This window comes from Methylobacterium oryzihabitans (genome assembly GCF_004004555.2).
Taxonomy (GTDB): domain Bacteria; phylum Pseudomonadota; class Alphaproteobacteria; order Rhizobiales; family Beijerinckiaceae; genus Methylobacterium; species Methylobacterium oryzihabitans.
Window position 1 is genome coordinate 14,776 of record NZ_SACP01000009.1, and the last position, 24,538, is coordinate 39,313.

Genomic DNA, 24,538 nt, shown 5'->3' on the forward strand with positions numbered 1-24,538 from the left:
TCAGCGAGTCGCGAGACCCGACACCGCGATGCTGAACGCACCGTCGGCGTGACGGTGGATGCTTGCCGTCACGCCGTAGACATCCGCCAGAGCCGTGGGCGTCACCGTGGCCTCCGGGGGACCATCGGCCACGACGGCGCCATCGCGGATCAGGATCACGCGGTCGGCCCAGTTCGCCGCGAGGCCGAGATCGTGCAGAACCGCGACGACCGTGACGCCCTCCGTCGCCAAGCTGCGGAGGACGCTCAGAACAGCATGCTGGTGGTGCAGGTCGAGGGCGCTGAGCGGCTCGTCGAGCAGCAAGAGCCGCGGCCGACGCACGAGGGCCTGGGCGAGGCTCGTCAACTGCCTCTGGCCGCCCGACAGGCGGTCGAGCAGCACGTCGGCCAGGGTCACGAGGCCGAGCCGATCCAGGGTCGCGGCCGCACGCGACACTGCTTCATCGATCGTCGGCGGCCGTGCCACGCCCGACCGGCAGGCATGCAGCACAGCCTCCAGCACCGTGAAGCCGAGATCCTGCGGCAGGGTCTGCGGCATGTAGGCGACGCGCGACGCGCGGTCCGCCGGCCGGGCGCCGACGAGCTCGCACCCGTCGAGCCGAAGAGATCCCTCGACCGGCATAAGCCCCGCGAGCGCGCGCAGGAAAGTCGACTTACCGGCCCCGTTCGGCCCGGCCACCACCGTGAGATGGCCCGCCTCGATCGGCGGCAACGACAGGTCCGCCAGCACGATCCGGCGGCCATAGCGGACGCGCAACCCTTCGACCACAAGGCCGTTCTCCGGCTCACGCATCGCGACGACCTCGGCGCAGGATGAGAGCGAGAAAGAAGGGCACGCCGATCAGGGCCGTGACGATGCCGATCGGGACCGTGACGCCCGGAACGACGAGCTTGCTCACCGTGGAGGCCAGGGACAGGAGCAGCGCCCCCGTACAGAGGCTCATCGGGAGCAGGAGGCGGTGGTCCTCCCCCGTCAGCAGCCGGGCGAGGTGCGGTCCGACCAGGCCGACGAAGCCGATCGTCCCGACGAAGGCCACCGCCACGCCGGTCAGAACGCTGATCCGCACCATCGCGCCGAGACGCAGGCGGTCGACATCGACCCCGAGCGTCCGTGCCCGCTCAGCCCCGAACCGGAGCGCGGTCAGGCCCGGGGCGGCGCGCAGCGACAGCGGCACGGTTCCCCCCAGGACGAGGGCCAGCACCGTGATTTGCGGCCAGTCGGTTCGAGTCACGTTGCCCATGGTCCAGAACACGAGCTGCTGCAGCGCCTGCTCCGTCGCGGCGAATTGCAGGAGCGCGACCAGCGCGTTGAAGGAGAAGAACAGGGCGATCCCGAACAGAACGACACCGTCGCGACCGCCCCGCAGCCGCGACAGCGCCTGAAGGAGCAGGGCTGCCCCGAACGCGAACGCGAACGCGTAGGCCGGCAGGATCCAGCTCGGCGGCAGGTTCGGGAGCGTCGTGCCCAGCACGATGCAGAGGGCCGCCCCGAAGGTCGCGGCGGAGGACAGGCCCAGGGTGAAGGGGCTCGCCAGGGGATTGTCGAGCACCGTCTGCATCTCCGTCCCGGCCAGCGACAAGGCTGCGCCGACGAGGATCGCGGTCACCGCCGGGGGCAGCCGGAGCGCGCGCACGATCGTCGCCTCGGCGACCGTCACGCCGGACGGGTCGAGGAGCGCGCGCAGCACACGGTCCGGCGACAGCAGGGCGGGACCGGTGGCCAGGTCGAGGAGGAACGCGAGCCCGACGCCGAGGACGGCGAGGATCAGCCATCCTTTGCGCCGAGCCTGCCTCCGGCGGTAGCGCGCGGCGAGATCCTCTTCCGTCTCCCGGGACGCGGAAGGCTGCGTGGTGAGGGCGGTCATCGCGGGCCGATCCAGTAGGTGCCGTCCATCGGGACCGCGAGGAAGCGGGCATTGAGCTCGGCGAGGGTCGCCTCCGGATCGAGGTCGCCCGTCAGGTCCGGGTGCAGCCACTTGGCCAGGACCTCGACCGCCAGCACGTTCACCGGGGAGGTACTGAAGCCCTGCCAGAGGCCGTACGCTCTTCCCGAGCGGATCGCGGAGAGCTGCGCGAGGCCCGGGCTCTGAAGCACCGTCGCGAGGGTAGTCTGCGCCGTGTCACGCGCGACGCCCGTGCCGAGCACCACGCCGCCCCGGCCGGAAAGGTGGCTTCCCCCGGTCGCGACGTAGACGGGTGGATCGAGGCCGAGCAGCGCCTCGGCGCTGACCTGGCCTGCGGCACCGGGCAGGAGCGAAGCCGCCGCGTTCAAGCCCCCAGCGGCCAGGATGTCGTCGGTGAAGGTCCCCTGGCCAGGGGAGAAGCAGCAGGGCGTGGCCCCGGCATGGGCGTGCAGGAACACAGCGGGCGTCGCTGCCCGAGCGGCCAGGCTGGCCGCCACGGTCGAGAGATGCGCCTCGATGAAGCCCGTGAAGTCCTCGGCCTCCCGTTCCCGGCCGAGCAGACGACCGAGCAGGCGCATCACGGGGGCGGTATCGCGCAAAGGGTGACCGTGAAGGTCGATCACCGCGACCGGGATACCTGCCGCAGCGAGCGCGCCCAGCAGCGGATTGCCGCCGTCGGGCCCGGTCGCGCCGGCCTGGGCGCGGTCGAGGATCACGAGGTCGGGCGCGAGGGCGATCGCCTGCTCCGCCGGAAAGCCGCCGGGGCCCGCCTCGATCACCGGCAGCGCGACGAGGCGCGGGAAGCGCGCCACATAGGCCTTGTGGATGTCGGGATTCTGCCGCGGAAGGTCGCGGCCGACGGCGACGAGGCGATCGACCACCGCATGGTCGAGGATGGCGAGGGCGGGCAGAATGCGGCCGGCGGCGAGCAGAATGCGCCGGGCCGGCGCTCCCAGCGTGACGGCGCGGCCGAGACTGTCCGTGGCCGTCACGGGCTCCGCTCTCGCGCCATGCGACACGATCGGGAGGGTTGCCGCGAGCATGAAGGCTCCGGCCGCGAACGCGCGCGTCAAACGGTGCATCGAGTGGCTCCGGGAGGGGCGAGGAGGAAGGGCAGCGCGCGGCCGAGCGCGACGGGGACCACCGAGGCGTGGTTCTCGTCCTCGAAGACGTGGAAGCGGATGTCGGCCCCCGTGCCCCCTCGCCTCCGCAGGGCTTCGGCGGCGGCCCGGGCATTGGCGACCATGGCGCGGTCTTCGAGGCCACCCTCGGCGGGCAGGGCCGACCGCGCCGAGGGCTGCTCGAGGGCACCGACCGCGATCATCAGCCGGACGGCGTGCGAGATCGGCGCCGCGCCCCAGGCCCGCACCAGGGCTCGGTCGTCGAACCACAGCGACGGGCTGGCGGCCGCGTAGGCAGCGAAGGCCGAGGGCCGGGTCAGGACCGCGTGGAGGACGAAGAGGCCGCCGAGCGAGTGCCCGAACAGGGCACGGCGCTGGCCGGAGAGGTGGAAGCGAGCCTCGACCATCGGGGCAAGTTCGCCGGTGAGGAAGTCGAGGAAGGTCTCCGCTCCCCCGGTCTCCCGGTCGTTTCCCGCCTCACTGGTGCGCAGGGGCGTGAAATCGTAGAGGCGCCGCGGCACGTCCACCACATCGTCCGTCGGATAGCCGATGCCGATGGCGACCGCCGGGCGCACGCCGGTGACTTCAGGCCGGCGCGCCCGCATCCGCAGGCTGTCGACGAGCGTGCCGAACCAGGCATTCCCGTCGAGGAGGTAGACGGCGTCCCAGCCGTCCCGCGGCATCGGCGTGTCGGGCCAGGCGAGGAAGATGCGGTAGGGTCGGCCCGACCGCGAGCGGATGTCCCACCGCTCGGTATTGGGCAGTTGCACGGGAGTCGGGAGCACGGGCTCCCCGCATGTCGACATGGTTCACCAGCGATAGGACACGGTGGCGAGGATCGTGCGGCTCGTCCCGTAGAAGCACTGGTTGGCCGAGGCGCAAGCCGAGACGTACTGCTTGTCGAACAGGTTGGTGGCATTCACGGCGGCGGTGAGCCCCTTCAGCGACGGGTTCACGGCCCCGAAATCGTAGTGGACCTGGGCGTCGGCGAGCAGGACGCCCGGCACCTTGTAGGCGGCCGAGTTGATCGCGTCGCCGAACGAGGAGCCGACGTAGCGCAGGCCGCCGCCGAAGCCGAAGCCGCGCCATTCTCCGCTCTGGATGGTGTAGTCACCCCAGCCGCTGATCGTCCGGTCCGGCACGCCGACCGGGCGCTTGCCCCGCACCGCGACCCCGTCCGTCACCACGGAACTGCGGGTGACGGTGACGTCGGCGTAGCCGTAGGCGGCGATCAGCGCGAGGCCGGGCAGCGGCGAGGCCTTGGCGCTGAACTCCACGCCGCGCGAGTTGATCGTGCCGGTCTGGACCTGGCAGACGGTGGCGCTGCATCCGGTGACAGCCGTGTTGGTGCCGGTATGTGCCGTGTCGGTGGTGAGGACGTTGTACTGCGTGAGATCGAAGGCCGCGACCTGCAGCAGGGCATCGACGCCCGGCGGCTGGTACTTGAGGCCGGCCTCGACCTGCTCCCCGGTCGTCGGCCGGAACGCCACGCCGCCGAACCCGGTCCCCGCCTGCGGCTCGAACGATGTCGCGTAATCCGCGAACGGCGCGAGGCCGTTCTCGAACTGATAGAGCAGGCCCACGCGCCAGGTCGTCGCCTCGCTGTCCGTCCTGGCGAGCGTCGTGCGTCCGGTGGACAGGGTCGTGGTCTGCGCCCGGTTCCGTGCCCAGTCATGGCGCAGGCCGACCTGCAGGTTCCAGTTGCCCCACTGGATCTGGTCCTCGCCGTAGAGGCCGAGCTGGCTGTTGTCCTGGCGCTGCTCGGTCGTGATGGTCGGCACCGTGAAGGCGCCGTAGGCCGCGGTGAGGTAATTGACGTAGCTTGTCGTTCCGGTGCCGTAACGGGCGCTCGGACCGGTCCAGAGATAGCCCAGCCCGGTCAGCACCGTGTGCTTGAGCGGCCCCGTCCAGACATGCGCCTCCGCCTCGTTGTCGAGGGCGACCGCGTCGAGGCTCTCGACGTAGGCCTGCGGCGTGCGGGCAAGGCACAGGTTGGTTCGGCCACCGCAGAGGGAGGCGGCCGCGAAGGCGCTGCCGCCCGCGGGCACCGAGAATGCCTTGAAGTCGGTATCGAGGTGGAAGTAGCGGAAGTTCTGGCGCAAGGTCAGCGTGTCGTCGACAGCGTGCTCGAACTGATAGCTGAAGGCCGATTGCTCGCGCCGGAAGCTGTTGTAGAGCGGATTGCCGCTCTGGAAGGTGTAGGGGATCTGGCCGTTGGGGTTGCGCAGCAGGGTCCCGAGAGCCGGCATCCAGTTCGACTGGAAGCTGTTGGGATCGCGTTGGTAGAGGCCCTGCACCGACAGGGTCGTGCCGGCATCCGGGCGCCAGGTCAGCATCGGGGCGATCATCATCCGCTGGTCGGCGCTGTCCTTGACCGCGTTGTCGGTGTCGCGCCCCAGGCCGATCAGCCGGTATAGCAGGCGCCCTTCCGGGGCGACCGGTCCGCTCAGGTCGAAACCGCCCTCGACGTGCCCGAAATTGCCGATCCGGGTGAGCACCTCGTTGTATGGCACCGAGAGCGGGCGCTTGCCGACGAGATTGACGAGGCCGCCGGGATTGGACTGGCCGTAGAGCACGGAGGCCGGCCCGTGCAGCACGTCGATGCGCTCGAGGAGGTACGGCTCGATCGACGGGATCGCGTAGTTCACGCCCTTGGGCAGGCGCAGGTTGTCGAGGAACTGCACGTAGCTGGCATTGCCGCCGAAGCCGCCGAAGCCGCGGATGAAGACGCTATCCGAGCGATTGCCGCTCCGGGTCTCGGACGCGAGGCCGGGCTCGTAGCGCAGGGCCTGGCTGACGGTGAGCGAGGCCTGCGCCTCGATCTGCGCGCGAGGCACCACCGTGATCGACTGGGGCGTGCGCGCGATCGGCGTCGCGGTCTTCGTGCCGGTCGCCGTGACGGCCGGGGCGTAGGCCCCCGGAAGGAGGCCGCCCGCCCCGTCCACCGAGATCGCGTCCAGCGCGATCTCCCCGACCGGTGGGGCAGGCTCGGCCCGGGCAACTGCACCGGGAAGCGAGGCGAGCGCGCCACCGAGCAGGAGAAGTGTCGGCCAAGCCTCGCAACGAGCGTGTGACCCGCGGCGCGGATGTGAGATGTGCGGCACGTTCGTCGTTCCCGAATGGGGCCTCGCAGGTTCGCGCGTCGTCGAATTCCCGCAGGGCGCAGGGCCGCTCATAGGAAACGAGGGCCGATGCCGACAATTGCTGCGACTTTCGGGATCCGGACTTTCCCTTTCGGTCTGAATCGGAACAATTCCGATTTGACCTCAGCGCAAGTCGCGCGGCGAGACGCCGAAACGACTGCGAAACAACGTCGAGAAGTAGGCTGGTGTGTACCCGACCCGGTAGGCCGTCTCGGCGACGCCGCTCTCACCCGCTGCCAGCAAGGTGTAGGCGAGCTGCAGCCGGTATTCCTGAAGGAATTCCGGGATGCCCGTTCCGAACAGGCGCCGGAACGCCAGACCGAGGGCCTTCGCGTTCAGGCCCACCATCGCGGCGAGCTGCGACACGACGAGGGGCTCGGCGTAGCGCTGCACCAGGATGTCCCGTACGGCGGTCGCGCGCTCGACCTCGCTCGCGGACAATCCGCTTCCGGCCTCCGACAGGCCGTCGGCGGGCAGGCAGATCTCGATCGCGCAGGCCACGAGTTCCAGGCCCTTGCCGAGGAGGAACAGGTCGCGGGCCATGCCCTGGATCGGGCATACCATGATCTGCGCGGCGATCGATCGCACGACGGCATCGGCGCCCGCAGTCAGGAAGGCAGGCGCGTGGCCACCGGCGTGCTGCGTTGCGCGCGCGAGCAAGGCGTCGAAGGGGATGCCGGTATGGGACTGGGCGGCCCCGACCGACAGATGGACGAGGGCATATCGGAAGGTCTGCTTCGGCGGAAAGACCTGCTCGCGGCGATGCGCCGAGCTGCTGAGGATGAGGCTGACGGACGGCGCCTTGACCCGGATTGCGGGACGATCGTCGATCCGGCACGACATGCGCCCGTCGAGGGTCACCGCGACAGTCAGGCCTCTCTTGAAGGGTTCGATGACGCGCCGCTCTTCGACGAACTCGTTCTCGCCAGTCGAAATGACGAGTTCGCCGCCGAGCAACGGCATGAAATTTCTCGGCAGCAGGATGCTGTTGATCGGGGTCGACATCGCGTCACGGTCTTCATCGGCCCGCCCTTGTCAAGGAGGGTCAGGCTCGACTTTGAATGATATGAATGTGCAACACCGATCAGCCTACGGATTGATCTGCTCCGAGCTTTGGACGCTGCGCGTGTGAACCTACCGCATGGCGGGAACGGTCGATAGCCTTGATCTTCGACCTGCGTCTCCCGAGCCGGGCGCCGGTCCCGCGCGTGTCGTCGGGCGTAGGGCTGACGGCGCAGGGCTGCTGCCGCCACGTTGACGGCTCGTTAACGGCAACGCCTTCTCCCGTCGGCTTCTCCCACATCCCCCGGGCACGTCAGAGGCCCCTACGCCCTCAGCGGTGTACGCGCCGCCATCGCGGCGGCGATCGAACGGTTCGTCGCCATCCCTCGCTCCGAATTTCGGACAGTCGATATCTCGCGCGGGACAGACCGCCGACGCGGCCCGAAAAGGGCGGGACTTGCGCCGTCTCGCCTATCACCAGCGGTAGCTCGCACTGGCGATCACGCGGCGCGCATCGCCGTAGTAGCAGGCATTCGCGGAGATGCAGGCGCTGACGTACCGCCGATCGGCGACGTTGGTCGCGTTGATGGCGAAGCGCCAGCCGTCGCGGACGTAGTGCACCTGCGCGTCGAACAGGACGAAGTCGGGCACGGTCAGGGAATTGTCGACCGTGGCGTAGGACTTGCCGACGTAGCGCACGCCGCCGCCGAAGCCTAAGCCGGCCAGGGGCCCGGTCGGGATCGTGTAGTCGGCAAACAGAGACGCGAAGGTCTGCGGCACGCCGGCCGGCGTGCGGCCGATGCGGGCGGCTGAACCGTCGGCGACCGTTTTCAGTTCGTATTTCGTGAACGACGCCGTGACGGCGAAGTCGGGCGTGATGGTGGCCTGCAGCCCGAGCTCGACGCCGCGCGAGCGCACCGCGCCGATCTGGATCGTGTTGTTGATGTTGGCCGGGTCCGATGTCGAGACGTTGGTGCGGATGAGGTCGAACACCGCGGCGGTGGCGAGCAGCGGCAGGCCCGGCGGCTGGTACTTGATGCCGGCCTCGTACTGATCGCCGGTCTCTGGCTTGAACGGCTGGCTGTAGAAGTCGACGCCGATCACCGGGTTGAAGAAGGTCGCGTAGCTCAGGTACGGCGCCAGCCCGAAATCGAAGTTGTAGATCAGGCCGTAGCGCTGCGTCCCGGCGGCGGCGTGCTGCTCGGTCGCGCCCCGGGTCAGCTTGTTGAAGACGTCGTTCTCGGTGAAGTCGCCGCGACCGCTGGCGACGAGGGTGAGCTCTGGCGTCAGCTTGATCTGGTCCTGCGCGTAGACGCCGAGCTGGTTGAAGAAGCTGCGCGTCACGGAATACGGGACCGCGAGCGGGGTCGGAACCCCGTAGACCGGCGACAGGATGTTGAACCGGAGGCCGGGCAGGTTCGCGGCGGTCGAGCTGCGCGCGTTCGTGCCGTCGAGGTCGGCCTGCTTGTAGTCGAGGCCCATCAGCAGGGTGTGGTGGAACGGGCCGGTGTCGAAGCGGGCCTCGATCTGGGTGTCGACGTTGAACACGCCGGCGCGGCCCGAGGATTGCGAGCGGTAGCGGTTGAGCACCGTCTGGTTCGTCCCGGTGACGTAGCTGCCGAAGATCAGCGTATTGTCGTAGGCCTCGGTGAAGGCGTAGCGCAGGTTCTGCCGGACCGTGAACACGTCGTCGAAGCGGTGCTCGAACTCGTAGCCGGCATAGGCCTGGGTGCGCCGGTAGCGGTTGGCCTCCGGGTCGTTGACGTTGAGGTTGAGGGGGATGCGCAGCCCGAGCGCCTGCGGACGGACCGTGCCGACATAGGGCAGGAAGCCGCCGATGCGGCCGCTCTCGTCGTGCTGGTAGCTCGTGAGCACGGTGAACGTCGTTGCGGCATCGGGCCGGTAGGTGAAGGACGGGGCGATGTAGCCGCGGTTGTCGTCCGTGCCGTCGAGCTGCGTTCCGCCGTTATGCCCGATGCCGGTCAGGCGGTAGAACCAGTGGCCGTCCGCGTCGGCAGGGCCGCCGAGGTCGATCCCGAGATATTTCTGCCCGAAGGAGCCGCCGCCGGTCTCGATGTAACGGAGCGGCTCGAGGGTCGGACGCTTGCTGATCAGGTTGACGAGGCCGCCGGGACCGCCCTGCCCGAACAGCACTGCGGCGGGGCCGCGCAGGATCTCGATGCGCTCGAGCCCGAACGGGTCGACCTGGAAGCCGGCAAAGCCGTAGTTCAGGAGTTGCAGCGAGTTGAGATAGAGGCCTGTGTCGTTGGCGGTGAAGCCGCGGATCAGGAAGAAGTCCTGGCGCGTCCCGGGCCCGTAGGTCCCGCCGTAGACGCCGGGCACGTAACGCAGGGCCTCCGCCACGGTGAGGTCGCGCTGGGCGTCGAGCTGCTGGCGGCCGACGACGCTGATGGATTGCGGCGTCTCGATCAGGGGTGTGTTGGTCTTCGTCGCGGTCGCGGAGCGGGTCGCCACGAAGCCGTCGAGCGGGCCGCGCGGATCCTCCACGGCCGGGCCGCCGGCCCGGGCGGGGCCGCCCGTACCCGAGCCGGCCACGGTGATCTCCTCCAGCGCCACGACCGGCTCGGACGATGCCGCCTGCGCGTGCGCAACACCGACCGGGGCCGCGAGGGCGCCAAGCGAAACGCCGGTGAGCGCAAGGCGGCGCAGGATGCGCGACGGCATCGGAGAGTCCTTCATGATGTCACCCCTCGTGCATGACGCGAACCGGCCACGCTGTTATTCGATATTATTTCGATAGTTCTTGTTAGCCCGGGCATCACCGCTCGGTTGATTTGGTTCAACTGGGTCTGACCGTTGCTACCGGCCCTTCTCGCGGGACGGATGGGAGGCGGCGGCACTCAGCATCGCGGGCCCGCTTTGCGCAGGACGGCGCCGATCAGGTACGGCGCGCCGATCAGCGAGGCGAAGAGGCCGACGGGCATCTGGTAGGGGTAGAAGACGAGGCGCGAGAGCAGGTCGGCCCCGGCCATCAGCCCGCAGCCGATCGCGACCGAGCCGGCGAGATGCCCCCGCGCCCCGACGAAGCCCGCGGACCGGGCGAGGTGCGGCGCCATCAGCCCGACGAAGCTCACGGGCCCGACCGTCAGGGCGCTCACGCCCGTCGCGAGCGCGGCGATGGTGAGCAGGACGAGCTTGGCGCGCCCGAGCGGCAGGCCGAGGGCGAGGGCAGCGGAATCGCCGAGCGGCAGCACGTCGAGCCACCGCGCGAGCAGGGCCAGGGCGGCGATGCTGGCGAGCGCCCCCGCGACCGCCAGTCGCGCGAGGGCCGGATCGACCTGCGTCGAGGCGCCGGTGATCCAGGCCAGGATCATCGCGGCCTCCAGGCCGCCGCGGGTCATGATCACCGTGAGGCCGGCACCGGCCAGGGCACCGAGCGCGATGCCGCCGAGCAGCATGCGGCTGCCCTGGAGCGCGGCGCGCCGCGCCACGGCGAGGAGCGCCGCGAGCCCGATTCCGGCGCCGAGAGCGGCGCTGCCGACCTGCGCGGCGAGGCCCGCGGCCGGCGCCGCGAGGATGCAGGTGGCGAGGCCGAAGCTCGCCGCGCCGCTGACGCCGAGAACCTCCGGGCTCGCCAGCGGGTTGGCGGTCATGCGCTGCAGGACGCAGCCGGACGCGGCGAGCATGGCTCCGCCCGCCATCACGGCGGCGAGGCGGGGCAGCCGCCAGGGCAGGAGGAGCGCGAGGTCCGAAGGACCGGCGAGCACGAGCCCGGTGCGGTCGCGCCCGAGGACCAGGCCGGCGAGGACGAGGACGACGACGGCACCCGCGAGGAGGATCAGCGAACGCCACGGCTTGGCGAGGCTCCGGGGAGCATGGGTCGTCCCCGACGCGATGGGGCGCAGGCCGGAGAGCCGGGGCAGCAGCAGGAGCAGGAACGGACCGGCGAGCAACGCCGTGACGGCGCCGGTCGGCAGGGCGAGACGGCTGCCGCGGTCGATCGCCTGCACGATCCCATCGGTCAGGAGCAGGATCAGCCCGCCGAGGACGGGCGCGGCGACGAGGAGGGCGCGGGGCGTGCGCAGGCCGAGCATCCGCGCGAGGTTCGGGGCGGCGAGGCCGACGAAGCCGATGACGCCGACCTGCGCCACCACCGATCCCGCCAGGACGACGGCGAGCAGCAGCAGGGCGGTCCGGATCCGGGCGATGGGCAGGCCGAGGCCGCCGGCGCCGGCATCGTCGAGGGCGAGCAGGGCAAGGGGGCGCAGGAGCAGGGCGGCGAGCAGCCAGGCCAGGGCCAGCCGGATCCCGAGGCTTTCCGCCGGTCCCCAGTCCTGCTGCGCCAGCGAGCCGCCGCCCCAGAGGAACAGGGAGGTCAGGTATTGCCCGCCATACAGGACGAGCGCCGCGCTCGCCGAGGCGCAGACGAGGCCGACCAGCATGCCGGCGACCACGACGCTCGTCGGCTCGAAGGCCTGCCGCGCTGTGAGGCCGAGCACCAGGGCCGCTGCGGCGAGCGCGCCCGCGAAGGCGACCGCCTCGCGGCTTAGCCCGCCCAGATCCGGCGCGAAGGCGAGCGCGGCGACGATCGCCAGATGCGCACCCGCCGCGACGCCGAGCGTCGAGGCATCGGCGAGCGGGTTGCGCAGCACCCGTTGCAGCAGCATCCCGGCGAGGCTCAAGGCCGCCCCGGCCGCGAGCGCGACGATGGCCCGCGGCAGCAGGCTGTGGAGCACGACTAGGTCGCGCAGGGGGTGGCTCGCATCGTCCAGCATGGCCCGGATGCCGAGGCCGTGCAGAAGGGCGCCGAGCCCCGCGAGCCCGGCGCAGAGACAGGCGAAGCGCAGCGCGTGCGCCCGGTCGCCTGGAGGCGAGGCGCACCCGGCTCGGGAGGGATCGGCGACGGTGCCGGCGCGGGACCCGGGGTCGCAGGTCATGCCAGCGCCTCTGCGAGCAGGCGGGCGAACCGCGCAGCGGTGGGCAGGGCGCCGAAGGGGTTGACCGGGGCCAGTAACCGGACGCGGTTCTCGCGCACCGCCGGCAGCGCGTTCCACAGGGCGCTCTGCGGCAGTGCCCGGGCGGCGTCCGGTGGCAGCGGGCCGACGATGACGATGCTGGCTCCCGGATCCTGGGCCAGCGCCAGGATGTCGACCGGAGCCTGGGCGAGGTAGCGGGTGTTGCCGGTCCAGGCGCTCGCCAGGCCGAGCCGGTCGAGCACGGCACCGTGCATGCTGTCGGGTCCGAAGGCCCGGAAGTGGCGTGGATCGCCGACGCTGATCACGAAGACCCGTTCCCCGCGCCGGGATGCGAGCCGCTGCGCCGCTGCGGCGAGCGCCGCCTCCGCCTCGGCGACGACCCGCTCGGCCTCGCCCTCGCGCCCGACCCGGGCGGCGGCGATGCGGGTCGCCTCGATCGCCGCCGCGTAGGGTGGACGCCCGCGCTGGTCGATGCGCAGCGACAGGACCGGGGCGATGCGGCCGAGCTGGCCCTCGATGCGGCCGTACCAGGGGGCCGACAGGATCAGGTCGGGCGCGGCCCGCAGCAGGGCCTCGAAGTTCAGGCTGCCGCGCAGGCCGAGATCCGCGACGCGATCGGGGACCGGCGGCTCCACGACGAGCCTGCGGTAGAGCACCAGCTCGGCGCCCGCCACGACCTCCGCCCCGAGGGCGAGGGCCGTCTCGAGCATCGCCCAGTCGATCGCGGCGATGCGGGGCGCCGCCGCCCCGGCGGCGCAGGCCGGGGACCGGGGGAGCACGGCGCCGGCCGCCGCGGCGAGCAGGGCCCGCCGCGTCGGGAGGAGCGCCCCGGATGTGGGGCCGCACCGGCTCACAGGGGATATCCGACGACGTCGCCGGTCCCGGGCAGGCGGTGGATGCCCATGCGCAGGCCGTAGATCCGGGCCAGCACGTCCTCCCGCATCACGGCATCCGGCGTTCCTTGCGCGACGATGCGGCCATGGCCCAGCGCCACGATGTCGTCGCAGAACCGCGCCGCCATGTTGATGTCGTGCAGGATCACGATCACGCTGAGGCCGCCCTCCCGCCCCAGCGCCCGAACCAGGGACAGCACGTCGATCTGGTGGGCGATGTCGAGGGCGGAGGTCGGCTCGTCGAGGAGCAGGCAGGCGGCGTCCTGGGCGAGCAGCATGGCGAGCCAGACGCGCTGGCGCTCGCCGCCGGAGAGCGAGGCGACCACCCGGCCGCGGAAGGCCCCGGTGCCTGTCCGGCGGAGCGCCTCGTCGACCTTCTCCCGATCCCGCGCCCCGAAGCGGCCGAGCAGGCCGTGCCAGGGAAAGCGGCCGAGCGCGACCAGTTCCTCGACCCGCATTCCGTCCGTCGGCGGGGTGAACTGGGGCAGGTACGCGACCTGCCGGGCGAACTCTCGCGGGCTGATCGCGGCGAGGTCCTCGCCGTGGAACCGGATACGGCCCAAGCCGGATGGAGCTTGCCGGGCGAGCAGGCGCATCAGCGTGCTCTTGCCCGAGCCGTTCGGCCCGATCAGCCCGCAGATCCGGCCCGGTGCGAAGCGATGGGTGATCCCGTCGAGCAGGGTCCGTCCGCCGGCCTCGACACGGATCCCGGCGAGCTCGAACAGGGCGGTCGCGCTCCGATCAGCGTGCCGCCGCATCGTCGTCCTGCCGGCGCCAGTAGGTGACGATCCGCGCCTGCGCGCTGCCGAGGGCGAGGCGCTCGCGCATGACGGCGGTGAGGTCGCGGGCCGTACCGGCTTCGACGCCGGCATAGAGGAAGGAATCGCGACCCGCGTCCCGGGCGAGGCCGGCCGCCGCCCGAACGAGCTGCGAGCCCCGCCCGGAGCGGTGGAGAAAGTCGAGCCGCGCGCCGGCGCCGCAGGCCACGGCCTGCTCCTCGTCCCGGTCCGCCACCTCGACGAGCGCATCGATGCGCCGGCCGGGCGCCGCCTCCTCGATCAGGCGGCCGATCACCGGCAGCGCGGTCTCGTCGCCGACGAGGACGAGGCGGTCCATCGGCGGAACGGGACGGCCGAGCGGCCCGATCAGTCCCACACGGTCGCCGGGACGGGCCCGGGCGCCCCAGCAGGAGCCGGGACCCGCGGGCGCGTGCAGCACGACGTCGATGTCGATCTCGCCCGCCTCCGGCCGGACGAACCGCACGGTGTAATAGCGCGACGCCGCCGGCGCTCCGTCCACGCCGCGCAACGGACCGCAGGGGCATGGGACGAGGAGGCGGGCATGCATCGCGGGCCCCGCGAAGGACGCCGCGTCGTCGCAGGCGAGGGTGATCCGGCGCAGCCGCGGCGTCACGGCCTGCCTTGCCAGGACTCGAAGCGTGCGCGGGGTCTCATTCGGGCCGGAGGAAGGCAATGGGGCAGCACGAACGACAGTCGGCGGGGCCGAGGGAGGCAACGACATGATCCGGTTCCCGACGGGTGCCGACGCGGCGCAGAACAGCCGTCCGGGTACGGGCTTAGCCGAGCCGGGTGCCTAGGGTCCAATAATCGGCCCATGCGATTTTTAGAAGTGAAGCTTATGATAGGAGGAGCGAGATTGTTTGTAATTATTAAAATTTCAGGCCCGACTTGCTCGTGAGGGCCTGCGGAATCGCGGATGCGAGAGGGGGATCATGAGCGTCAACAAGGCGACGGGCGCGTTCGAGCTGCGGCACCTGCGCTACTTCGTGACCCTGGCCGAGGAGCGGAACTTCAGCCGCGCCGCGGAGCGGCTCGGCATCGCCCAGCCGGGGCTGAGCCAGCAGATCCTCAACCTGGAGGCGCTGGTGGGCACCGCTCTACTCGATCGCAGCCGGCGCTCGGTCCAGCTCACGCTGCCCGGCCAGGTCTTCCTGCAGGAGGCCCGCAAGACGCTTCTCCAAGCCGACACGGCTCTGGCCGCCGTGCGCCGGGCCGGGCGGGGCGAGACGGGCCGGATCTCCATCGGCTACGTGGCCTCGGCCGCCTATGCGGGCGTGCTCACGGCGTCGCTCGCCGGCTTCCGGACGACGCATCCGGAGGTGGAGCTTCAGCTCACCGAGATGGAGATGGGCCTGCAACTCGCGGCGATCGCCGGCGGCGCCCTCGATTTCGGCTATGTCCGCCCCCCGGTGAAGGTCCCCGACGGGGTCGCGACGACCTGCGTCCTGCGCGAGCCCCTCGTCGTTGCGGTCGGCGCGGCCCACGCGCTCGCCGATCACGAGACGATTCCCCTGGCTGCCCTCAGCGAGGAGACCTTCATCGCGCCGCGCCAGGCCGTCGATGTCGGCTTTCACCACAACGCCGTCACCGCCTGCCGCGAGAGCGGCTTCGAGCCGACGATCAGCGCCACCGGGCGGGACTTCACGACCATCGCCAGCATGGTCGCGGTCGGGCTCGGGGTAGCGCTCGTGCCGCGATCCCTGACCTGCCTGCAACTGCCCGGCCTCGTCTACCGCCCGGTCACCGGATCGACGACGACGTCGGATCTCGCGGTGGCCTACCGCCGCAACGAGCCGGCGCCGGCGGTGCGGGCCTTCATCCGCCACCATCATCGGGCGGACCCGGCCGGGCGCGACGCGGCGACGTGATGCGCCGCCGGACCGACCCGGACGGGTCAGGCCGACGGAGCGTCCCGGCGCGGGTCGGGCCAGAACGAGGTGCCGGCGCGGGCGAGCCCGCCGCCGAGCCCCGCCGGCGAACCGTCCGCCCGCCAGCAGGCCGCCCCCGTCATCGTGCCGTCGGGCTCGAAGCCGACCGCGCACATCCCGCCGCCGACATGCGCCACCGGCCGCACCGGGTGGCCGCGGGCGGCAAGCGCCGCGCGCACGGTCTCCGGAACGCCGTCCTCGACCTCCGCCTCCTCGCCCCAAGTGAAGACGCGGGGCGCCTCGACCGCCTCCTGCAGCGACATGCCGTGATCGACGAGGTTGAGGACGGCCTGGAGCGCGCCGGCGGGGATCCGGTGCGCGCCGGGAAGCCCGAGAGCGAAGACCGGCCGGCCCGCGCGGCAGCCGATAAGGGCCGAGATGCCGCTCGTGATCCGCTTGCCGGGCGCGAGGGACAGGGCGTGGCCGGGATGCGGATCGAACAGGTACATGTAGTTGTTCGGCACGATCCCGGTTCCGGGGATCATGATCTTGGCGCCGAACAGGCTGTTGATCGTCTGGGTCGAGGTGACGATGGCGCCGTCGGCATCCGCCACGGTGACGTGGGTGGTGTTCTGGGACTCGTTGGTGCTGACGCCCGGCGCGTAGCGGCCGGCTTGCGCCGGGTCGATCTCCGGGCGGCGCAGGGCGGCGTAGTCCTTCGCGGTCAGCCGGGCCACCGGCACGTCGACGAAGGCCGGATCGGCGGTGGCGGCGCGCCGGTCGACGGCGGCGATCTTCAGGACTTCCAGCAGGAGGTGAAGCGTGTCCGGCGTGCCGAAGCCCATGGCGGCGAGATCGTAGGCCTCGAGCAGGTTCAGCATCTGCACGATGTGGACCCCGCCCGAGGCCGGCGGCGCCGGGCCGATGATCTCGACGTCGCGATAGGTCCCCCGCACCGGTGTGCGCTCCACCGTGCGGTAGGCCGCGAGGTCGGCGGGCGCGAGGTAGGAACCGGCGGCCCGGAGCGCCGAACCGATCTCGCTGCCGAGGCTGCCGCCGTAGAGCGCGTCCGGCCCCTCGCGGGCGATGGTGGCGAGCGTCTGCGCGTAATCGCCCTGGACGAGGCGCGCCCCGGCCGCGACCGGCTCGCCGCCGGGCAGGAAGATTTCTGCGATCGCGGCGTCGCGCGCCAGGAGCGGCGCGTTCTCCGCCGTGCAGGCGGCGAGGTAGGGCGTGACCGTGAAGCCGCGCCGGGCGTAGCGGATCGCCGGCTCCATCACGTCGGCGAGCGGCAGGCGGCCGAAGCGGGCGAGCGCCTCGCACCAGCCCTTCAGCGTCCCCGGCACCGCGACCGCGGAGGCGCCCATGAAATTGCGCCGCCCCCGCGTCTCCATGTAGTCCGGCCAGGTGTCGGAGACGGGCTCGTAGGCGTCGGGCCGGGCGGCGGCCGGCGCGGTCGCGAGGCCGTCGATCGTCGTGGTCGTCCCGTCGGCGAGGCGGATCACCGCGACGCCGCCGCCGAAGATGCCAACCATCATCGGCTCGACCACCGTGAGGGCGAAGAGCGCCGCGACCGCAGCGTCGATCGCGTTGCCGCCGGCGGCCAGCATCTCGAGGGAAGCGGCCGAGGCGAGAGGATGGTTCGTCACCGCCATCCCGCGCCGGGCCGCGACCGGGGCCTTCTCGCACGCGAAGGGCGTGCCGGCCCGCGCCCGCCAGTCGTCATGAGCCATCAGTACAGCCTCGTGCGGTAGCCTTCCTCCATCGTCCGCTCGGCCGCCTCGACCGTCACGGAGGCGGTCTGCTCGGCGATGATGCGGCCGAGCGTCGGGAAGCTGCTGCGCTCGACGTGGAGCGAGGGATCCCAGAGCTTCGAGCGCATCAGCGCCTTGCCGCAATGGAAGAACGTTTCGTGCACCTCGACGAGGAGGCCAACCGGCGGGACCTTGCCCTGGGCGGCGAGGGGCGCGAGCAGGTCCGCGTCGCGGGCGAGGCTGGCGCGGCCGTTGACCCGCAGGGTCTCGTTGATCCCCGGCACCATGAAGATCAGCCCGACGGCCGGATAGCGCAGGATGTTGGCGAAGGAATCGACCCGCTTATTGCCGAGCCGGTCCGGGATCAGCAGCGTGCGCTCGTCGAGCACCGCCACGAAACCGGCCGCGTCCCCGCGCGGGCTCGCATCGGAGCGCCCCTCGCCGTCGCTCGAGGCGAGCACGAGGAAGGGCGAGAGCGCGATGAAGTCCCGGCAGAAGCCGTCGAGGTATCCGAGAACCTTCTTCTCGGCGAGCGGGTTGATCGGCCCGTACTCGGCCCGCAGCTCGTCCTGCGTCCGGATCGGGGGTGTCTGCCCGGGTGTCTCGGTCATCGCGTCCCTCCGGTGATCGGCGCCACGCCGCACCAGCCGGCGACGAACAGCGCGACGGTGCGGGTGAGCTTGCGCAGCGACTCGACGTTCGCGCGCTCGTTGAAGGCGTGGGCGTTCTCGATCGTCGCCCCATAGCAGAAGGCCGGGATGCCGTAATCGAGGCCGTAGAAGCGGGCGTCGGTCAGCCCCGTGAACAGCGAATCCTCAAGCGGCCCGCCCCAGCCGGCGCCGTGCGCCTCGGCGAGCACGGCCTCCGCCGCCTCGGCCCCCGTCACCTCGTAGCCTGGCGAGAGGAAGCCGGACCACACCACCTCGGGCGGGCTCTGGGCGAGGAAGGGATGGCTGGCTGCGGCCCGCGCCACGCAGGCCTCGATCTCGCGCTGGCACTCGGCCACGCTCCAGCCGGGCAGGAGGCCGATGCGGCAATCGACGTCGCACCAGGCCGGCACGCTCGAGGCCCATTCGCCGCCGCGGATGATGCCGACATTGAGGTTGAGCGGGTGCGTGAGCGTGCCGAAACGGGGATGGTCCTTCGCCCGCTCGTTCCACTCCGCCTCCAGGCCCTCCAGGGCCTGGATCACGTGATAGGCCGCCTTGATCGCATTGAAGCCGACCGCCGCATGGGCCGCGTGGGCGGGCTCGCCCCGGACCTTGAGGCGAAACCAGATCACCCCGGTCTGCGCCCGCATCAGGCGCCCGTTCGTCGGCTCGACGATGAAGCAGGCCTCCGCCCGGTAGCCGCGCTGCAGCGTCGAGAGGGCGCCGAGCCCGGTGCTCTCCTCCTCGATCACCGACTGGACGTGGATGCGGCCCTGGGGCGCGAGGCCCGCGGCCTCGAGCGCGTCGAGGGCGTAGAGCGCCGCGATGGTGCCGGACTTCATGTCGCCGACGCCGCGGCCGTAGAGCCAGCCATCCTCCACGACGGGCTGGAAGGGCGGGCGCTTCCACATGTCGAGGGGGCCGGCGGGGACCACGTCGCAATGGCCCTGGAGGATGAGGGAGCGGCCCTGCGCCCGCTCCGGCCGGTAGGTCCCGACCACCGTGCGGGCGCGGGAGAAGTCGGTCTCGACCGGGCCGAAGCCGGGCAGGTGGCGCAGGTCGTCTTGGTCGATGCGCCAGTCGTCGACGGCGTAGCCCCGCGCCCGCAGGAGGTCGGCCATCATGTCCTGGCACGGGCCCTCCTGGCCGCGGGTCGAGGGGATCGCCGCGAAGGCGATGGTGTCGGCGATCTGGCACTCGAAACCGGCATCCACCGCCGCAAAGAGTGCGTCGCGCTCGGGGCCGGTCAGGGTCGTGCGGGGTTGCGTCTCGTCTGTCATGCGACCTCCGGCGCGACGGGCTCGCGCGTAAATCCGGGATGTTCGAAAAATCGCCGCCCCGGAATCGCGTCGAGGAGGGCGCGGGTATAAGCCTCGCGCGGCGCGGAGAAGACGTCGCGCGTCGCCCCCTCCTCGACGATCCGGCCCTTCTGCAGGACGATCACCCGGTCGGCGATCTCGGCGGCGATGCGCAGGTCGTGGGTGATGAAGATCATCGCGAGGCGCATCTCGCGGCGCAGTTCGGCGAGCAGCGCCAGCACCTGGGCCTGGACCGAGACGTCGAGGGCCGAGACCGCCTCGTCGGCGATCAGCACCTGCGGCTGCAGCACCAGCGCCCGGGCGATGCAGATGCGCTGGCGCTGCCCGCCGGAGAATTCGTGCGGATAGCGCTCCGCCGCTGCCGCTGTGAGACCGACACGCTCCAGGAGCGTGCGGGCGGCCGCCATCGCTTCGCGGCGCGGGGTGCCGTACGCCATCGGCCCGCGGGCGACCGCGTCCCCGACCTTCTGGCGTGGGTCGAGGCTCGCGAAGGGGTCTTGGAACACGATCTGGAGCCCACGCCGGGCCCGGCGCAGGGCCTCGCCTTGGAGCGAGCGCAGATCCTCGCCGCCGAGCCGGATCGCGCCGCCGTCGGGCTCGGTCAGGCGCATGATCATCCGCCCGAGGGTCGACTTGCCCGATCCGGATTCGCCCACGACCGCGAGGGTCTCGCCCTGGTGCAGGGCGAGCGAGAGGCCGTCCGCGGCGACGACCCGGCGCGGCGGTTGGAACAAGCCCCGTCGCACCGTGAAGGTCTTGCGCAGGTCCTCGACGGAGAGGACCGGCGCTCCCTCCGGCCGGGGAGCCGGCGGACGCAGCCGCGCGCGGGGCACCGCGTCGATCAGCGCCTGGGTATAGGGATCGCGGGGCCGGCGCAGAACCGCCTCCGCGCTCCCGGTCTCGACCACGCGCCCGCCCCGCAGCACCACGACCCGGTCGGCGACATCGGCGACGACGCCGAAATCGTGGGTGATGAGGAGCACGCCCATGCCGCGCTCGCGCCTGAGATCGTCGATCAGCCGCAGGATCTGCGCCTGGGTCGTCACATCGAGGGCCGTCGTCGGCTCGTCGGCGACGAGGAGGGCCGGCCGGTTCGCCATCGCGATGGCGATCATCACCCGCTGGCGCTGGCCGCCGGAGAGCTCGAACGGGTAGGAGCGGGCGAGAAGCCCGGGCGTCGGCAGGCCGACCTGGGCGAGCAGGCCTTCGACCCGGGCCCGCATCTCGTCGCGCGGCAGCCCGCCCTGGTGGGTGCGGATCGTCTCGGCGATCTGGGCGCCGACGCGCTTCAGCGGGTTGAGGGACGACAACGGCTCCTGGAAGATCATCCCGGCCTCGCCGCCGCGGAAGGCCCGCAGGTCGGGGCCTGACAGCCGCGCGGTGTCGCGCCCGTTCACCGCGACCGCGCCGCCGGCGACGCGCACCCCGGACGGCAGCAGGGAGAGGATCGCGTGCGCGATCATCGACTTGCCGGAACCCGACTCGCCGACGAGGCAGACCACCTCGTTGCGCTGGATCGCGAAGGAGACGTCCTCGACCGCGTAGGCCCGGTCGCCGCCCCGCGGCAGCGCGATGGTGAGCCCGTCGACGGCTAGGACGGGAGCCGTGGATACGGGAGCTTTGGCGTCGGTCATGGTCGTCAGCCCCGGCGCCGCGCGATGCGCGGGTTGAGCACGTCGCTCAGGCCCTCGCCGAACAGGTTGATGGCGAGCACGGTGACGAGGATGGCGAGGCCCGGGAACACGCTCGCCCACCACGCCTGCCGGATCGAGCTGCGGGCCGAGCCGACCATGAAGCCCCAGGACATCATGTTGGGATCGCCCAGGCCGAGGAAGGAGAGCGCGCTCTCGATGAGGATCGCGCTCGCCACAGTGAGCGAGGCCGTGACGAGGATCGGCGAGACCGTGTTCGGCAGCACGTGCCCCAACACCACCCGCCCGGCGCGCTCGCCCTGGCAGATCGCCGCCTCGACGAATTCCCGGCGGCGCAGGCGTAGGAACTCGGCCCGGGTGAGCCGCGCCAGCGGCGGCCAGGATACCGCGCCGATCGTGGCGACGATGGTGGCGAGCGAGGGCGTGAAGGTCGCGACGAGCAGGATCGCCAGCACGAAGGCGGGGATCGTCTGGAACAGCTCGGTCATGCGCATCAGCGCCGCGTCGAGCCCGCCGCCGGCATAGCCGGCGAGCGCCCCGACCGTCACCCCGATGACGAGCGCCGCCAGCGCCGAGGCGATGCCGATGAGGAGCGAGACCCGGGCCCCGTGGGCGATGCCCGCCGCGACGTCGCGCCCGAGGGTGTCGGCCCCGAGCCGCATCCCGTCCTCGCCGGGCGGGGCGAAGGGCGTCGCCACCATCTCCCAGGGGGATTCGGGGTAGAGGAAGGGGGCGCTCGCCGCGAGGACCAGCACCGCCAGGATGAGCACGAGCCCGGCCATGCCGCTCGGGTGGCGCAGGAAAGCCTTGAGCGCGTCCATCTCAGGCGCTCCCCGCCCGCATGCGCGGATCGATGAGCCGGTAGGCCAGATCCGTCGCGAGGTTGAACAGGATGACGATGACGGAGAGGATGAGGAATACGCCGAGCATCACCGGGTAGTCGCGCTGGAGCAGCGCGTCGAAGGTGAGCCGGCCGAGCCCCGGCCAGGCGAACACCGTCTCGACCACGACCGCGCCGCCGACGAGGGCGCCGGCCTGCATGCCCGCGACCGTGACCACCGGCACGAGGGCGTTGCGCAGCATGTGCCCGACGACGATCTGCGCTCCGTTGAGGCCCTTGGCGCGGGCGGTCTTCACGAAGTCCTGCTGCGCCACCTCGATGATCGAGGCCCGCATCAGCCGAGCGTAGATCGCGAGGTAGATGGCCCCGAGGGAGGCCGCCGGCATCGCGAGGTATTTGAGGAGATCGAGGGCCTGGCCCAGGGGGCCGAGCCGGGCGTTGATCGTGCCGTAGCCGAAGGGCGGCAGCCAATCGAGCCAGACCGAGAAGACCAGGACCAGCATCAGCCCGAGCCAGAACACCGGCATGGCGTAGAGCACGAGCGACAGGACCGTGAAGGCGGTGTCGGCGGCGCTGCCCGCCGCGAGGCCGGCCATCACGCCGAGGGTCGAGCCGAGGAGGAGCGCGAGGGCGAAGGCCGTGACCGTCAGGAGGAGGGTGGCGGGAAGGCGCTCGCGGATCAGGTCGAGGACCGGCCGGCGCTGCTGGGTCGAGGTGCCGAGATCGAGCCGCACCACCCGGCCGAGATGGCGCGCGAGCTGCACCGCGTAGGGCTGGTCGAGGCCGTACTCGGCGCGCAGGTCGGCAAGCAGCTTCGCGTCCGCGCCGCCCGACTGCCCGGCCATCACCTGCGCCGGGTCGCCGGGCGCGGCCCGCACGAGCGCAAAGTTGAAGGTCGCGATCACCAGGACCACGGCCACGAGCCGGACGATCCACGCACCGAGCGCGATCCCGATTTCGGCGGCACGTCTCATGCCGGTCACGACCTCGTCACCGCGCCGAAGGTCTCGTGCGAGCCGATCGCCGTCGTCACGACGTCCTTGAGGCTATTGTCGTAGATGATCGGGTACTCGATCTCGAGCGTCCAGGCTACGGGCACGTCTTCGACCAGGATCTGCTGGACCTTGGTGTAGAGCTCCTGGCGCTTCTTCTCGTCCAGCGCGCTCGCGGCCTCGTCGAACAGCCGGTCCACCTCGGGGTTCGAGTAGCCCTGCGTGTTCGAGAACAGGATGCCCTTGACGATGTTCGAGGTCACGTAGGTGCGCGAGACGCCGAGCGCCGGGTCGCCGAGCTGGTAGAGCAGGTTCGTCGTCATCTGGTAGTCCCAGTTGCCGATCCGCGACGCCCAGCCCGCCATGTCGGTCGCTTCGAGCACGAGGTCGATGCCGACGCGGGCGAAGGACTGGCGGTAGAACTCCGCCGAGCGCTGATAGGATTCGCCGTAGGGCGGCACCAGGAACTTGACCTCGACCCGCTTGCCGCCGGCGCCGGGTTTCAGGCCCATCTCGTCGAGCAGAGCCTTTGCCTTGTCGAGGCTGTACTCGTACTTACGGACGTTCGGGTCGTAGAACTTCGTCTTCGAAGCGATCGGCCCGGTCGCGACCTTCGCCTGCCCGAAATAGACGCGCTTGGCGAGCGCCTCGCGGTCGAGAGCGTACATCACCGCCTGGCGGAAGCGCCGGTCGTTCAGCGGCGCGACGCGGTTGTTCATCTCGAGCCACTGCAGCGGCGCGAAGTATTCGTAGCCCGCGGTGGTGACGGCGAGATTCGGGCGGGCCTTGAGACGGGCGACGTCGTAGAACTCGACGTCGGACCATTGCGCGAGCTGCACCGTGCCGTTCTCGAGGGCGAGCGTGCGCGAAGCCGCGTCGGGAATGACCCGGTAGATGATCTCGTCGAGGTGCGGCTCGTCCTTGCGGTAGTAGCCATCGTGGCGCACGAGGTGGACGTGCGAGCCGCGCACCCATTCCTTGAGCTTGAACGGGCCGGTCCCGATGGCCTTGTCGTTCATCGGGTTCTTGCGGAAGTCGGTCCCCTCGTAGACGTGCTTCGGGACGATCGGCGCGGTGGTGCAGTCGAACGAGCCGAGGAACGGCGCGAAGGGCTCCTTCAACGTGAAGACCACGGTCAGGGGATCGGGCGCCTCGGCCCTCGCCACGCGTCGGAAGGTGTTGCGCGCCCGTGGATGGGTCTCCATCAGCAGGGTCATGCACGAGAACACGACGTCCTGCGCCGTCATCGGCGTGCCGTCGTGGAAGGTGATGCCCGGAAACAGCCGGAACGTGTAGGTGAGCCCGTCCGGCGAGATCTCCCAGGACCGCGCCATGCCGGGCATCGGCTTCAGGTCGGGGGCGTATTTGAGCAGGCTCTCGTAGATCTTGCCGCCGAGGGTCAGCGTCGGCTGCTGCTGGTTCAGGGCGGTGACGAGGATCGGCGGCTCGGGCTGGATGATGACGTTGAGCGTGCCGCCGCGACCTTGCGCCGCCGCCCGTCCCGCGCCGAGCGGCAGGGACGCGGCGCCGGCGAGCAATCCCCCGGTGAACTGGCGGCGATCCATCCCGGCCTCTCCCGATCGTTGAGCGATCGTGAGAGCCTAGCCGAGCGAATACCGGCCCGCCGTCGCATCCGGGCCGCCGAGTATCGCGATCGGGCCAG

General features: G+C 71.4%; 19 protein-coding genes. 1 reads left to right on the forward strand and 18 read right to left on the reverse strand.

Annotation, left to right across the window (positions count from 1 at the left end; translation table 11 throughout):
* From EOE48_RS10680 to EOE48_RS10730, 11 genes are all read right to left on the reverse strand, one after another.
* Positions 1–792 carry an ABC transporter ATP-binding protein gene (locus tag EOE48_RS10680; RefSeq protein WP_127728789.1) on the reverse strand — a complete coding sequence of 264 codons (792 nt, stop codon included), beginning with the start codon at positions 790–792 and terminating at the stop codon, positions 1–3.
* Positions 785–1,864, reverse strand: a complete 1,080-nt coding sequence (locus EOE48_RS10685) for a FecCD family ABC transporter permease (RefSeq protein ID WP_127728790.1) — start codon at positions 1,862–1,864, stop codon at positions 785–787. The genes EOE48_RS10680 and EOE48_RS10685 overlap by 8 nt, the downstream gene beginning before the upstream one ends.
* Positions 1,861–2,985 (reverse strand): ABC transporter substrate-binding protein, encoded by a 1,125-nt coding sequence (locus tag EOE48_RS10690; RefSeq protein WP_127728791.1) that lies wholly within the window; start codon positions 2,983–2,985, stop codon positions 1,861–1,863. Before EOE48_RS10690 ends, EOE48_RS10685 begins: the two co-directional genes overlap by 4 nt.
* A complete protein-coding gene (locus EOE48_RS10695; protein WP_187371375.1) occupies positions 2,973–3,809 on the reverse strand; it encodes an alpha/beta hydrolase in 837 nt (278 codons plus the stop codon). The genes EOE48_RS10690 and EOE48_RS10695 overlap by 13 nt, the downstream gene beginning before the upstream one ends.
* 24 nt (positions 3,810–3,833) lie before the next feature.
* Complete coding sequence (locus EOE48_RS10700) at positions 3,834–5,969, reverse strand: TonB-dependent siderophore receptor (RefSeq protein ID WP_187371376.1); 2,136 nt, start codon at positions 5,967–5,969, stop codon at positions 3,834–3,836.
* A 321-nt stretch (positions 5,970–6,290) separates the two neighbouring features.
* Entirely contained in the window at positions 6,291–7,172 is an 882-nt protein-coding gene (locus EOE48_RS10705; RefSeq protein WP_127728794.1) for a helix-turn-helix transcriptional regulator, read from the reverse strand.
* A 471-nt stretch (positions 7,173–7,643) separates the two neighbouring features.
* Entirely contained in the window at positions 7,644–9,869 is a 2,226-nt protein-coding gene (locus EOE48_RS10710) for a TonB-dependent siderophore receptor (RefSeq protein WP_210249561.1), read from the reverse strand.
* A gap of 161 nt (positions 9,870–10,030) precedes the next feature.
* A complete protein-coding gene (gene fhuB / locus EOE48_RS10715; protein WP_127728795.1) occupies positions 10,031–12,067 on the reverse strand; it encodes a Fe(3+)-hydroxamate ABC transporter permease FhuB in 2,037 nt (678 codons plus the stop codon).
* A complete protein-coding gene (locus EOE48_RS10720) occupies positions 12,064–12,885 on the reverse strand; it encodes an ABC transporter substrate-binding protein (RefSeq protein ID WP_246154121.1) in 822 nt (273 codons plus the stop codon). Before EOE48_RS10720 ends, fhuB begins: the two co-directional genes overlap by 4 nt.
* 71 nt (positions 12,886–12,956) lie before the next feature.
* Positions 12,957–13,757: an ABC transporter ATP-binding protein gene (locus tag EOE48_RS10725; RefSeq protein WP_127728797.1), complete on the reverse strand. Its 801-nt coding sequence runs from the start codon at positions 13,755–13,757 to the stop codon at positions 12,957–12,959.
* The gene (locus EOE48_RS10730) at positions 13,741–14,520 is read right to left on the reverse strand and encodes a siderophore-interacting protein (protein WP_127728798.1); all 780 of its coding nucleotides are present in this window, start codon (positions 14,518–14,520) and stop codon (positions 13,741–13,743) included. The genes EOE48_RS10725 and EOE48_RS10730 overlap by 17 nt, the downstream gene beginning before the upstream one ends.
* 211 nt (positions 14,521–14,731) lie before the next feature.
* On the opposite strand from EOE48_RS10730, the gene EOE48_RS10735 reads away from it, so the two are divergent.
* Positions 14,732–15,667 (forward strand): LysR substrate-binding domain-containing protein, encoded by a 936-nt coding sequence (locus EOE48_RS10735; RefSeq protein ID WP_127728799.1) that lies wholly within the window; start codon positions 14,732–14,734, stop codon positions 15,665–15,667.
* A gap of 26 nt (positions 15,668–15,693) precedes the next feature.
* Here the strand turns inward: EOE48_RS10735 and ggt are convergent, their stop codons facing one another.
* The 7 genes from ggt to EOE48_RS10770 are packed head-to-tail and all read right to left on the reverse strand — an operon-like array spanning position 15,694 to position 24,440.
* On the reverse strand, positions 15,694–17,400 hold the full coding sequence (gene ggt, locus EOE48_RS10740; RefSeq protein WP_246154123.1) for a gamma-glutamyltransferase: 1,707 nt from the start codon (positions 17,398–17,400) through the stop codon (positions 15,694–15,696).
* Positions 17,400–18,032 carry a pyridoxamine 5'-phosphate oxidase family protein gene (locus EOE48_RS10745; RefSeq protein ID WP_127728800.1) on the reverse strand — a complete coding sequence of 211 codons (633 nt, stop codon included), beginning with the start codon at positions 18,030–18,032 and terminating at the stop codon, positions 17,400–17,402. The genes ggt and EOE48_RS10745 overlap by 1 nt, the downstream gene beginning before the upstream one ends.
* Positions 18,029–19,351: an ArgE/DapE family deacylase gene (locus EOE48_RS10750; protein ID WP_127728801.1), complete on the reverse strand. Its 1,323-nt coding sequence runs from the start codon at positions 19,349–19,351 to the stop codon at positions 18,029–18,031. The genes EOE48_RS10745 and EOE48_RS10750 overlap by 4 nt, the downstream gene beginning before the upstream one ends.
* The gene (locus tag EOE48_RS10755; protein ID WP_127728802.1) at positions 19,348–21,024 is read right to left on the reverse strand and encodes a dipeptide ABC transporter ATP-binding protein; all 1,677 of its coding nucleotides are present in this window, start codon (positions 21,022–21,024) and stop codon (positions 19,348–19,350) included. The genes EOE48_RS10750 and EOE48_RS10755 overlap by 4 nt, the downstream gene beginning before the upstream one ends.
* Positions 21,025–21,029: 5 nt before the next feature.
* Positions 21,030–21,863, reverse strand: a complete 834-nt coding sequence (locus tag EOE48_RS10760) for an ABC transporter permease (RefSeq protein ID WP_127728803.1) — start codon at positions 21,861–21,863, stop codon at positions 21,030–21,032.
* Position 21,864: 1 nt separating this feature from the next.
* Complete coding sequence (locus tag EOE48_RS10765; protein WP_187371378.1) at positions 21,865–22,857, reverse strand: ABC transporter permease; 993 nt, start codon at positions 22,855–22,857, stop codon at positions 21,865–21,867.
* 5 nt (positions 22,858–22,862) lie between these two features.
* The gene (locus tag EOE48_RS10770; protein ID WP_127728805.1) at positions 22,863–24,440 is read right to left on the reverse strand and encodes an ABC transporter substrate-binding protein; all 1,578 of its coding nucleotides are present in this window, start codon (positions 24,438–24,440) and stop codon (positions 22,863–22,865) included.
* Between the last annotated feature and the right edge of the window lie 98 nt (positions 24,441–24,538).